This window comes from Streptomyces sp. A5-4 (assembly GCF_051131715.1).
Lineage (GTDB): Bacteria > Actinomycetota > Actinomycetes > Streptomycetales > Streptomycetaceae > Streptomyces.
In genome coordinates this window covers 9086840-9099022 of sequence record NZ_CP178591.1, presented here as the reverse complement: position 1 = coordinate 9099022, position 12183 = coordinate 9086840, and the positions used below count along the sequence as shown (strand labels likewise).

At 70.3% G+C, this 12183-nt stretch carries 11 protein-coding genes and 1 CRISPR repeat array; of the genes, 8 read left to right on the top strand and 3 right to left on the bottom strand.

Annotated elements, in window-relative coordinates:
- Positions 1-100 precede the first annotated feature (100 nt).
- On the top strand, positions 101-367 hold the full coding sequence (locus tag ACLLJJ_RS42670; RefSeq protein ID WP_434600191.1) for a helix-turn-helix transcriptional regulator: 267 nt from the start codon (positions 101-103) through the stop codon (positions 365-367).
- Between the two features lie 1049 nt (positions 368-1416).
- On the opposite strand, the gene ACLLJJ_RS42665 is transcribed toward ACLLJJ_RS42670, so the two are convergent.
- A complete protein-coding gene (locus tag ACLLJJ_RS42665) occupies positions 1417-1953 on the bottom strand; it encodes a hypothetical protein (protein ID WP_434600190.1) in 537 nt (178 codons plus the stop codon).
- 80 nt (positions 1954-2033) lie between these two features.
- Here ACLLJJ_RS42665 and ACLLJJ_RS42660 point away from each other — a divergent pair, with 80 nt between their 5' ends.
- The 6 genes from ACLLJJ_RS42660 (at position 2034) to ACLLJJ_RS42635 (ending at position 6442) form a co-directional block, all read left to right on the top strand.
- Positions 2034-3533, top strand: coding sequence for a transcriptional regulator (locus ACLLJJ_RS42660; protein ID WP_434600188.1), 1500 nt, complete (start codon positions 2034-2036; stop codon positions 3531-3533).
- A gap of 9 nt (positions 3534-3542) precedes the next feature.
- Complete coding sequence (locus ACLLJJ_RS42655) at positions 3543-4430, top strand: DciA family protein (RefSeq protein WP_434600187.1); 888 nt, start codon at positions 3543-3545, stop codon at positions 4428-4430.
- A 113-nt stretch (positions 4431-4543) separates the two neighbouring features.
- Positions 4544-5419 (top strand): hypothetical protein, encoded by an 876-nt coding sequence (locus ACLLJJ_RS42650; RefSeq protein WP_434600185.1) that lies wholly within the window; start codon positions 4544-4546, stop codon positions 5417-5419.
- A 138-nt stretch (positions 5420-5557) separates the two neighbouring features.
- Positions 5558-5767 (top strand): hypothetical protein, encoded by a 210-nt coding sequence (locus tag ACLLJJ_RS42645; protein ID WP_434600184.1) that lies wholly within the window; start codon positions 5558-5560, stop codon positions 5765-5767.
- Between the two features lie 49 nt (positions 5768-5816).
- Positions 5817-6071, top strand: a complete 255-nt coding sequence (locus tag ACLLJJ_RS42640; protein ID WP_434600183.1) for a hypothetical protein — start codon at positions 5817-5819, stop codon at positions 6069-6071.
- Positions 6068-6442: a PIN domain-containing protein gene (locus ACLLJJ_RS42635; protein WP_434600182.1), complete on the top strand. Its 375-nt coding sequence runs from the start codon at positions 6068-6070 to the stop codon at positions 6440-6442. The genes ACLLJJ_RS42640 and ACLLJJ_RS42635 overlap by 4 nt, the downstream gene beginning before the upstream one ends.
- Positions 6443-6565: 123 nt before the next feature.
- A CRISPR array of direct repeats spans positions 6566-7754; the repeat unit is 29 nt; unit sequence GGGACCATCCCCGCGGGCGCGGGGAGCAC.
- A gap of 110 nt (positions 7755-7864) precedes the next feature.
- Here ACLLJJ_RS42635 and istB read toward each other — a convergent pair.
- Both istB and istA read right to left on the bottom strand, forming a co-directional pair.
- A complete protein-coding gene (gene istB, locus ACLLJJ_RS42630; protein WP_267719259.1) occupies positions 7865-8695 on the bottom strand; it encodes an IS21-like element helper ATPase IstB in 831 nt (276 codons plus the stop codon).
- 75 nt (positions 8696-8770) lie between these two features.
- Positions 8771-10312 (bottom strand): IS21 family transposase, encoded by a 1542-nt coding sequence (istA, locus tag ACLLJJ_RS42625; protein ID WP_283472000.1) that lies wholly within the window; start codon positions 10310-10312, stop codon positions 8771-8773.
- A gap of 208 nt (positions 10313-10520) precedes the next feature.
- Between istA and ACLLJJ_RS42620 the strand changes: the two genes are divergently transcribed.
- Positions 10521-11945, top strand: a complete 1425-nt coding sequence (locus ACLLJJ_RS42620; RefSeq protein ID WP_434600181.1) for a Helicase associated domain protein — start codon at positions 10521-10523, stop codon at positions 11943-11945.
- The last annotated feature ends 238 nt before the right edge of the window (positions 11946-12183 follow it).

Below are 12183 nucleotides of genomic sequence, written 5' to 3'. Positions count from 1 at the left end.
TACCTGCGGAAGTTCCCACGTCGCCGCCACGAGCGGCATGCCGTTCCCGAGATCACTTCGTGTATCTTTTCAGGAACTGTTCTCTATGATGGAGGCCGCCATGTCGGATCCACTGCGTCGACTTGATGCTCTGGTGGATGACGACACGCTCCCGTCGCCTCGCATTCGGCAGCAGTTGCGAGTCACAGCTGGCCTCACCCAGGCGGAGGTCTCCCACGCCATCGGCGTCAAGCGAGTCGCCGTCGCGCGGTGGGAGGCAGGGCTCACCAAGCCCCACCGCGGCAATCGGCTGAAGTACGCGCACTTCCTTCGTCGGCTGGCCGAGAAGTACCCGGCAGCCGCCCAGGAGGCACCGGATGAGGACTGATCTCGTGCCTGCTTTTGGGCATGCCGACTCCACCTTCGTGATCGAGGGGGTCGGGGTGACGACGTAACCGCCACCGGCCGCGCGCGCCAGTAGAGCGGACTGACAATCCACTCGGCCTCGCGCGGCCCTTCGCTCCGACCGGGATTGACACCCCTGATCGGTTGTTCGGTCCCGGTCTGACACCGGTTCCGAGCTTCGGCTCATCGAGCCGCATCTTCAGCAAAACCCCGCCTTCGACAAGCGGGTCGGCCCCTTTGACAAGGGCCACGCAACACCCCGGCCAATGACACGGCCGGTGCATCACCCAGCAGCACCCCGGCCCCATTGACAGGGGGCCGGCACACCACCAGCAACACCCCCGGTCGCTGACAACGGCCGGGTGCATCGCAATCGCCCACCGAAACCGGAGGAAGGGAGGTCCCCACTCACCTGTTCGATGTCTGCCCGCTCCTCACGGAGGGGGCGCGTCCACCCATCTGCTGAAACACACCCGGTGATACACCGAGTGATACATCAAGGCGGTCGTTCTCATAGTGCACGAGAGTGGTGTCCCCTGTCAGCTTGACCCTGTCCGTTTCACCCCGGTTCAGGCGCGGCGGCCGTCCCGTGTGACGGGATCGGCGTACGGTTCATCCGCCTTTGCGGAGTTCCTACCGGAAGAGGGGTTTCCGGTAGGAAGCTACAAGCGCGGTGGTGTCGGCGCGGTCTCGCCGAGCTCGGTCGCGGCGTCGGCCGCCCGGCTCGTGCGCCCGCTCGCGGAGGTCGTCCACAACTCCGTCGACGGCAGTGTCCACGAGGGTTCCGTCCCGTGGGGCGGGACGGGTTCCAAGATTTCTGCCCGCCATGCGGGAGCCCGGGGGGTGATCCGGGCTGACCGGGCTCTGTCCACAGGCAGTTCGCTTGAGGCTGCCGGGATGATCTCTATCAACATTTCTTCGCCCGGGCAGGGGAGCGCCGGTTCGTCGTCGGCCGCCGGCCTGGAGGGGCTGCTGGTGACGCGTACCGGCAGCCGGAGCTGCCGGTGGCGTGGTTCTGCAGCTGCGAGATGGTCAGCTTGCCGGGGCGGCCGCTTTCTGTTCCACGAAGGCCCATTGGCCTCCCGGTGCGGAGTACGGGGTGCCGGGTGGGATGGTCATCCACAGGGATCCGTCGTCCGCGATGAGGAGCAGTCCCTGGGCGTGCAGGGAGTGCAGGGAGTCCCGGGTTTCGTCCGGTTCGGCGCCCATGGTCTTCTTGGCGAGCCTGGTGAGATCGGTGTGGGCCAGGATCTGCTCGAGGTGGCGTGCGGCTGCGGTCGGGATGTTCGAGCCGTAGAGCTCGCGGTAGTCCAGCAGCGTGCGCATCGTCTCGGTCGGTCCGGAGTCCGGGCCGAAGGTCTCTGCGACCTTGGCGATGAGTTCTTCGTCGGTGCCTACGGGTGTGTTCCAGTCCTGGTAGTAGGCGCCGGGTGGGGCCAGGTCGTAGAGGGTCTTGGGCTGTCGTGGCCTGGGGGTCTTCACAGGGCGCGGGCCGATGCGTTCTGCGGCGGCGGCCCGGCGCACGGCTTCGCGGGCCCGGCGGGCTGCGGGGTCTTTCTTCGGTGCCATGCCCAGCACAACGACCGGTGCGGATGCCGGTTTCCGTCTGCCCGGCCGGTGTGCCGTGCACGTGGGGGAGTGGCCCTGTGATGGCGCGGGCCGCGGCGGCCGCGACGCTGCCGGACACGATTGCCCCGGCGCCGGATGCGGTGGCCGACGAGGTGGTCTTGCTGCCGGAGTTGTGGGTGCCGGAGGCGTCGCAGTGGCTGTCGTCATCGGCGGGCCGGGTCGCGTTGGACGGCTACTCCTGGATGCAGGCCGTCCACTGGGTCGCCGGGTCCGGGCTCTACGAGCCGCGGCGGCACCGGTCACACGGGCCTCGCAGCTTCGGGCCGACGACGGTGCGCGTCGCCCAGGAGCTCGCGGAGCTGTTCCCGTGCCGTCCGGGGATCGAGTACCTGGTGCGCCGCACCGGGCTGTCCGAGCGGTCGGTGGAGTACCACCTGGGGATGCTGCGGGAGGCCGGGCTGCTCGCGTACGTGGTGCGCGGCACCCGGATCCGCGGCGAGAAGGCGCAGGCGTCGGAGTTCGCACGGATGGTCCCCCTCGAGTTCGACGTCGCGCTGGGCATCCGCACGGTGCAGCGGGACGACGCCGCGCCGGAGTACACGCGGGCGATGACCGGGATCGCTGAGGCCCGCCGGGAGCTGATGGCGAAGCTGGCGAAGAAGGCGTCGCGGAAGGTCCGCAAGCCCCGCTCGAAGACGTCCTCGAAGGCCCCGGCCAAGGCTGTTCGGAAGGGGGCAGAGCAGGGGGTTGTGACGCCTGTTTCAGGTGAGGTCCGTTGCACCCCAATGCAGGTGGGTTCCTCTGCGTCTTCCTCTGCGGGTACTACTTCCTTCCCCCCTGAGAGCAAGCTCGCAAGCGGGGAAGCCAAGTCCCCCACCCCGAAGAAGTCCAAAGCGAAGGCCGGCGGCCAGAAGCTCAACCGCGTCGGCCGCCGCTACCAGCTGGCCCGTGAGCTCACCCAGGAGCTGGACTGGCTGCACGGCTGCTCGGTTCCCCGGATCGCCTGGGTGGCCCGGAGCGTGGCCGATGCCGGATGGACCGTGACCGACGTCCGCGGGTGGCTGCACCTGCGCGGCGAGACGGGCCGGGTCCACCGTGGCTCCGGTCTGCTCGCCGTGCTGCTGGCCGGAGCCGAGACGATCCTCGACACCCCCGCCAAGCGCGCCGACGCGATCGAGCAGTGGCGCGGCGCCCAGGAAGCCGCCCGCCGCCACCGCATCCAGCAGGTCCGCGCCCGCACCGAGCGCTTCGAGGGCAACTGGGACGCCCCGACCAGCCACCGCGTGCAGCGTGAGGTGGAGGCCGCTTTCGCCCAGGTCAGGGAGACGGCGAACGGCGGCCGCCGCCAGGACCAGGACCACAGCAGCGACGACCAGGCCGCGGGCCTGGAGCCGAGCGAGCAGGAGCTGGCGGGCCTGCGCGCCTCCGCTGAGGGGGAGCTGATGCGCGGCGAGACGACGCTGATCACGTCCATGGACCAGGACATGGCGGTGCGGATCTACGGCGAGCGCCTGGTGCGCCGCGCCCTGCAGATCGAGCGCGCCTCCCGCAGCTCGCTGATGACCTACGGACACCGGTAGGAGGCCGACGTGACCGAGACGACCAACCCCATTGAGCAGACCACCGACGACGGTCCTGAGCTGTCCGGCGTCGACCTCGCCCGGGTCGCACTGCACCAGGCCCGCGAGGCCGCCAAGAAGCGCGGCGACAGCGAGGCCCGAGCCCCGCGCCGCCGCCGTCAGCGCGTCGTGCAGCGCGACGGTCGCGAGCCCAGCGGGTTCGCCGCCGTGCTCCAGAGCCTGATGGCCGATCGGGCCTGGGAGCTCCCGGCCGCCGGCGGAACCGTGCTGGACCTCTGGCGCGACATCGCGGCCGCCGTCGCGCCGCAGTTGCCCGACCACGTCCAGGCCGTCGCCTTCCACACGGAGACCGGCCAGCTGGACCTGCGCCCCGACTCGCCCGCCTACGCCACCCAGCTGCGGCTGATCAGCTCCCGCATCATCGCCGCGGCGAACGAGTCCGTCGGCACCGGCGCCGTACGCACCGTCCGGGTCCTGGCCGCCGGTGCCGCGCCCGCGCCCCGGTCCGCGCCGTCCGCGCCGGTGACCCCGGCCGCGCCCGGTGTGCCGGAGGCGCCGGTGAAGACCCGCGAGATGGCGTCGCCCGGCTTCCACCAGGCGCTCGCGGCGCACCAGGCGGTCGCGCCTGCACAGCGGGTGGACCCGGGGATCACGCAGGCTATGGAGCGGCAGACCCGGGCGATGCGCGAGCTCAGCCGGAGGGCGTTCCCGGAGCCGGAGGTTGCTGTCGAGGATGCGCCGACCCCGATTGATGCCGCCCGCGTCCAGCGCCGCCGCCAGGCCGACGACTCCCACGCTGGCGCCCTGCGCCGGGCCCGTGCCGAGCGAGCAGCCCGGCAGAACGGGGCTGCGGCGGGACAACTCGGGTGCGCGGTGGAGCTTGGGCGCACGGCCTGACCAGAAAGCTGCGCGGGCGGTTGTCGCTGGTTTGGGTAACCGGGGCCTGCGGGCCGCTGCCGAATGCAAGGATCGAAGGCCGGGTGGCCGAGATGTGAAGGAGATTGGCGACGATGCCGAAGAAGCGCAAGAAGGACCGCAAGGCGCCCCGGAAACCGGCTCCCGTCCGGACCGCTGCAGTGCGCGCAGGTCTGGAGCCGGTGGGCTGGGACGACGACCTGCAGGAGGGCACCGACCCGCTTGACGTCCTTGCCGACCGGTACCCGGCTCCCGCCGACGCAGTGAAAGCTGTGCGGGCCGGCGAGCGCGTGGAATGGACCGGCAGCATCGACGGATCGACGATGCGCCACCGTATCGTCCTCGCCGACGATGGCACCGCGGCCGTTGAACAGGCTGTCTTCACTGGTGGCACGCTCGAGCAGATCCTGCTGTGCGCGTGGCACCAGGCAGGGGAGCAGGCACGGGACCATCTGGAGGCCGGAGTGCTCGCCGCTCTGGATAACCTCCACGAGGCAGTCCGGCCCGTCCTGGAAGCCGAGATCCGCGAAGCGCGCCCCGACTACAACGCCCCTGTTCTGCAGTCGTTCCGCGAGGAGCCCGAACCGCACGGGCCGGGTATGCCGGTATTCGGCTGGCGCATCCTCCACCCGGTCGGCCCGGAGACCACCTGGGGGGACACCGTCGACACCGCCGCGTGGAACAGTTCCCTGACCATGTCCGGCTGGCTCGACTACTACGACCACGTCCCCGAACTCCAGCCGACCGGGTTCACCCAGCTACTGCGCCGGCACGGTGTCCCGGCCGTACTCTGCGCCAACTGCGGCAACCCCATCACCGACCGCCACCCCCGGTGGACCGGCGTCTGGATCACTCCCGACTGCGACTCCGGCCCCCTGTGCGGAGATCCCCACGCCGGGCCGGCCGCCCCAGAGCCTCTGCTCGGAATGCTCACCGACCAGGAGTTCGGCGACCCGCATCACCCCAGTTGATACGGCGTGCTGCAGAGGCCACCTGCGGAATCCGGCCAGGAGATCGCTTTACTGCCAATCGCCAGCAACTCAGCCACAACGCCGCCGAACTCGGGCTACACAAGAAGGCCGAAGTGATCTGGCGGAAGGTCTGGGCGGTTGCTGACGATCAACGTGGCGGTGCTGCTCGCGGTCATCATCTTCTTCCGACTGCGCCGACGTACGGAGTCCCGGAGCCGATTGGACGAGAAATTCACCGTGGTCATCGTGCTGGCGCTGGGCGTCCTCATCGCGCCGACCCCGGTGAACCGGGGAATCCTGGACTTTCTGGGCCAGCTGGTGAGCGGCGCCTCGCAGTCCGGCCGCTGACCGCCGACCGGGCTGTCCACGAAGTTCTACCGGCGGTAGAATCGCTGGTATGAGTAAGCCGACGAGCATCAAGACCAGCGAGCAGGTACGTGACCGGCTGCGCACACTCGCCGAGGAGCGCGGCACCACCATTACGGAGTTGCTGGAGGAGCTCGCGACCCGCGAGCCCACCGCTGTCGAGCGAGAGCAGCGCGCACTCCAGGCCGCCCGTGAGCTCGGTATCGAGTACACCGAGCGGGTCGAGCAGGCCGGGCAGGATGCCTGGGCGAAGGTCCGCGCGCACCAGGGTGGCGCAGCCGCGTGAATCTGACGGCCGTGCTGGACCACACTGCTTTGGCCGCCCTGTACCGGGCGGACCCGTTTTTCACCGGCTTGTACATCGAAGCCTCGCGCGGCACCGGTCGTGTGTTGATCCCCTCCCTGTCAGTCCTCGCTGCGGAGCGGCGGGTCGCCGGCGCGGGCCGGCACGCCGCCTCGCTGCGGTTCGCGCAGGACGTGCCGTTCAGTACCGCGCACGCCCTGGACGCGATGGACTGGCCGAGCGTGGACTGGCCGGTGGCTCACGCGGCGGCGATTGCCTGGCAGGCGGTCAAGGCGGGTGAGCCCCTGACGGTTCTCTCGCTCGAGCCCGAGCTGTACGCGGGAACCGGCATCACCCCGCTGAACCCCACTTGACCAAGCCGCCCAGACCTCCAGCACCATCGAATGCCAGATGGCCTACGGCCGTTCCGGGGTGCCACGGCTTCCTCGCTTCACAGACGTGGTCACAACGCAGAGGGGGCCCTCGGCAACAGCGGCGGGACCATCCCCGCGGGCGCGGGGAGCACCTATTGCCTGGGCAATGGGAATGGCGGGGGTTGGGACCATCCCCGCGGGCGCGGGGAGCACCAGCTTCTGGGCGGTCCGGATCCGGGGGGAGAGGGACCATCCCCGCGGGCGCGGGGAGCACCCGCGCTGTCCGGCCACTTCAGCGAGCACCCTGGGACCATCCCCGCGGGCGCGGGGAGCACCGCGAGGCCGAGCAGCTGCGCAAGCTCTCCCGGGGACCATCCCCGCGGGCGCGGGGAGCACGATGGAGGGGGCCGGACGGGCCCCTTGCGGAGGGGGACCATCCCCGCGGGCGCGGGGAGCACCCGGCCCTGGGCGCGGTGCAGTACATGCGGAAGGGACCATCCCCGCGGGCGCGGGGAGCACCCGACGGTCCTGATCGGGAGGCCCAGGTAGACGGGACCATCCCCGCGGGCGCGGGGAGCACGGGCCGGACCAGTAGGTCGGGGATGTCGGGTCGGGACCATCCCCGCGGGCGCGGGGAGCACTCACCACGTCATCGAGCCAGGCGAGGACAGGCGGGACCATCCCCGCGGGCGCGGGGAGCACGCCCTGTTCAATTACCGCAACCCCGAAGCGTGGGGACCATCCCCGCGGGCGCGGGGAGCACCTGTCTTGGTCTTGTGTGCAGGTGGGCCAGAGGGGACCATCCCCGCGGGCGCGGGGAGCACGCGTTGTGGGGGGTGCGTGGCTGGTCCTGGGGGGGACCATCCCCGCGGGCGCGGGGAGCACGGGGTCTGCCCCGGCACCATCGGGCGCGGAAGGGGACCATCCCCGCGGGCGCGGGGAGCACGCGTAACTCCTGCCTCGGACAATCCCGTTCAGGGGACCATCCCCGCGGGCGCGGGGAGCACACGTGGGGCGCGGCGCGCTCCAACGCCACGTGGGGACCATCCCCGCGGGCGCGGGGAGCACGCTAGCTCGGCCAACAGTTCCTCGGCGATCGCGGGACCATCCCCGCGGGCGCGGGGAGCACTTCTCCGCAAGGATCTGCGGGCCCTCGGTCCCGGGACCATCCCCGCGGGCGCGGGGAGCACGGCTTGCCACCCGGTCCGCAGTGGTGGGCGTAGGGACCATCCCCGCGGGCGCGGGGAGCACGCCTAGCGGCCTCGCGCGGAGCCCCTGGCGTGGGGACCATCCCCGCGGGCGCGGGGAGCACGTCCGCATGTCCACGGACAGTGGGACATCCGGGTGAGCGGACAGTTCAGGTCCTCGTGTGCGGACAGCTGATCTCCCTGTCCGGTATGACTATTTGTCCCTCGGTCGGGCTCAGGCCAACGGGGTGACACCCTGGCCTGTGGTGGCTTGGGTGAGCCGAAGCGAGGAGCCCTCGGTGAGGATGATGTGGGCGTGGTGCAGGAGCCGGTCGACGGCCGCGGTCGCCAGGGTTTTGGGCATGATCGAATCGAATCCCGAGGGGTGCAGGTTCGAGGTCACGATCACCGAGCGGCGCTCGTATGCGGCGTCGATGACACGGTAAAACGCTTCGGCGGCGGCCTGTCCGGACGGGAGCATGCCGATGTCGTCGACGACGATCAAATCGCACCGGGTGATCTTCGCGATGGCCTTGGTGACGGTGTTGTCGACGGTGGCCCGCCCCAGGTGGGTGGTCAGCGATTCCAGGGTGAACCAGGCGACCTGCATCCCGGCGTCGATGGCCTTGTGGGCCAGGGCCTCCGCCAGGTGGCTCTTGCCCGTCCCCGACGGCCCGGTGACAGCCAAATTCTCCGCGCGGCCGATCCATTCCAGGGTCATCAGTGCGTGCTGGGTGGGCAGCGGGATCGAGGAGTCGGCTTCCTTCCAGGACTCGAAGGTCTTGCCGGAGGGCAGGCCGGCCTGGCGGTGGTGGTTGCGGCGGGTGGCCTCGTTGCGGCCGTGGGCCTCGGCCTCCAGCAGGATCCGCACGACCTCGGCGGGGTCCCAGCGTTGGGCCCGGGCGGTGGCCAGTACGTCGGGGGCCGCCGCGCGGAGGTAGGGGAACCGCATCCTTCGCAGCACCGCGTCCAGCTCGGCCGGGATCGGCGGCGCGAGAGGCGCGGGCGGGACCGGGGACGGGGCGGGGATCAGCTCGGGCGGATCGATGACGGCTGTGGTGGCCATGGGCAACTGCCTTTCCTTGCTGGATGGTTCGGGACTGTCCGTTCCCGGGCCGCTTCGCGGCCCGGGAACGGGGGATCAGGTGGCGGGGCGGCCGAAGTCGGACCAGGCGCCGGTGCCGGGCTGCGCGGAGTGTGCCTCGTCGGCGACGACCAGGTCGGCGGGGCGGGCGGCCTCTTTGCGGTGCTGGACGATGGACATCAGGTCGCCCTCGGCGAAGCGCCGGTTGATGGCCGCCAGTCCGAGTGAGAGGTCGACTTCGGCGGTGCCGACCAGGGCGGCGAGCTCGACGGCGCCCGCCATCTTGACCCGGATCCGGGTGGTTCCGGCCGCGGCGGCCTCGATCAGCCAGGACTTCGCCCCGGGGCCCAGTGCCAGGAAGGCTTCCTCGGCGTCGTTGCCGGGCTTGACCTTGGGCGGGCGCGGGGACCCGTCCATCTCCTGGGGGTGGTCGGGGTAGTGGGCGGTGTCGATGACCGGACGCCCGGGCAGGGCGATCTGGTGCCGGGCGACCTCGGCCAGGCCGGCCGGGCCCTGCATCCACTCGGGGCGGTGGGCGAGCTGGGACAGGTCGCAGACCACGACGAGCTCGTCGCCGTCGACGCGCACCCACGCTTCCTGGCCGACCAGTCCGGGCGGGGTCGAGTAGCGCACCGACCCGAAGCGCACCGTCTGGTCCCGCAGCACCTGCCTCGACTCGCCCAGTGCGAGGGTGTGCGGGCCGGCGGGCAGCGCGTGCAGGCGGGTGCGCTCGATGTCGAGCATGGTGGAAGGGGCCCGGCCGGTCTCACGGTGGACCCGGTTGTTGACCTGTTGGCAGAAGATCGCGCAGGCCCCGCGCAGTTCGGCGAACGAGTCGTAGGCGGGCCGCAGGTTGGCGTCGGTGGGCACCAGGTCGGCCTTCGCGACGCGGACCGTGGCCTCGCTGCCGCCCTTCGATTCGGGGTCGAACGGCACACACGTATGTACTTGAAGGCCGTAGTGCCGTCCCGCGGCCACGATTTGGGGGTGGCGGACCGCGACACCGGCGACCCTGTCGATGGTCACCGTCTTCTCGTTGTCGGTCAGCGCATAGGTCGGCACTCCGCCGATCGCCCGCAGCATCGAGTCGACGCAGGAGATCAGCGTGGGCAGGGTCCGGTCCCAGACCGGGATCACCACCCGGAACCTGGACCAGGCCAGCCATGCGCAGAACAGCAGTGTCACGCGGGGCGCACCGCCGCCGGGACCAGGGACTTTCGGGCCCCATCCCCAGTCGAATTGGACCCACAGCCCCGGCTCGGTGATCCATGGGCGATACGTTCTGCGGTGCCCTGCGTCCCAGCGGCCCTTGGCGACCGCCACCGCCCGGCGCGTGGTGCGTTCATCGCCGGTGAACCCCAGCAGCACCAGGCGCTCGTGGAGCTTGTCCGCGCGGGCCTTGCCTTGCGAACGTTCCACCCATTCCTCGATCTTGGGAAGGAACGGGTCGATCAGCTTCGGCCGCATCACCGGTGCGTCAGATGGCTGACCGGTGTCCCTCATCCGTGCGTACCTGCGGACGGTCTTCGGGTCGACCCCGGCCAGTTGGGCAGCCGAATGCGCACACCCGGTGGCGTCCAGGGCCTCGTAGATTTCCATGATCTCCCTGCAAGACTTCTTCACGGTCCCTCCGGCGCGGTCCAGCTCGTTGTCCTCACACCAGCGAGCAAACCCCCGGAGGGATCACCAGTTCGGTACCTGGGTTCGAAAACACACGAACGGCCGTACCGACAGGGAGATCAGCTGTCCGCCAAGCGGGATCCAAAATGTCCGCCTACAAGGATCTTGCGCTGTCCGCTCTCAGCGCGTGTGGGCCAACTGGCTGTGCGGTGAGCATGAGGCCGACCACCGGCGGCGCGTGCTCGGAGACTTCGGCCGCCGGGCCGGGCGTGCGGTGCTTTCGAATTGCCGTGTATTGGGTGAAGGCGTCGATATTCGGGCGGTGGATTCCGTGGCCCTCTTGGACCCGAAGGGGTCGGCGGTGGATATCGTGCAGGCCATCGGTCGTGCGTTGCGTCAGAAACCTAATCAGGGGAAGGTTGCGACGCTGATCGTGCCCGTGTTCTTGGCGGCTGATGAGCAGCCGGAAGACATGTTTACTTCTGCGTCGTACCGGCCTTTGGTGAAGGTCCTTGAAGGGCTTCGGGCGCATGACGAGCGTGCCATTGAAATGCTCGCAATTCCGCAGGAGAACCAGAAGCGCGTGGTTGATCCGTCGGAAAATATCGGTGAGGAGCCGGAGGAGGGCGAGGAGGAGTCGCGGCTGCTGCTCCGCTTTGCCGCCCCGAGGGATCCGGTGATGGTCGCCAAGTGGGTCAAGTTCCAGATCTTGGACACCGAGCGGCAGGACTGGACGCGCGGGTACGACGCCGCCCGTCGCTACCGCGACCGGGAAGACAGTCTCGATGTGCCCTACGAGCACCAGGAGGGCGCGTACCCGTTGGGCAGGTGGCTGTCCGACCAGCGGCGGGCGTACCGGGCCGGGACCATGCCCAGCACCCGGGCGGACGAGCTGGAGGAGCTCGGCATGATCTGGGACACCGCCGATGCCCAGTTCGAGGAGAACCTCGCCGCGGCCCGCGCGTACTACGCAGAGGCCGGCACCCTGGCCGCGCCCCGCCACGCGACCGCTCTCGACAAACCGGTCGGGCAGTGGCTCACCAACCTCAGGCGGCCCGGCGGGCTGGGCAAAGACCCCGAGCGCGCAGCACGGCGTGCCGAACAGCTCGCGGCAATCGATTTGGACTGGAACCCCGGGCAGCTGGGCTGGACCGTTGACTGGCAACGCCACCACACCGGCTTGCGCGCCCTCTTGGAGGCTGGCGGGAAGCTGGAGGAGATCCAGCCCGGAGTCACCTACCGCGGCGACGACATCGGCCGCTGGCTGGCGAGGCAGGCGCGGGACTGGGCACGCCTGAACACTGAGCAGCAGCGCCGCCTGGGCGTGCTGGGCGTGAAACCGGCTGTACGGCCGCAGAAGGCCTCAGTACGAACCAGCGCGAAGGCTGGGGCGGCGAAGGGCTCCGACGCGTTCACGCGGGGCGTGGCGGCCCTCGCGCAGTACATCCAACGCGAAGCCCGGACCGTCGTGCCGCGCGGGCACACCGAGCACCTCGAAGACGGCACCCCGGTGCGGCTCGGCGTCTGGCTCTCCAACCTCAAGAACCGGCGCGACCGGTTGAGTGAGCAACAGCTGGCGGCGCTCGCCGAACTCGGTCTCGACTGGGCATGAGCGGTGGCCGGTGACCGGGACAGCAGCCGGTCGTTGAACCCGGCGTCAAGTGAAGTGCACAGAAGTCCCGGACCCTTGTCATGGCTCCGGGACTTCGCGCTCCCCGGTGTCAGGCCCGTTCTGCGTATGCGTGCTTCTCGCGCCTGGCTGTATCCACGAGAACGGACAGCGGTTGGGGAGTGTCCGCTGACATCGGAGTCGGCCCGGTGCTGGCAGCTGGCCTGGGCGGGCGTGATTG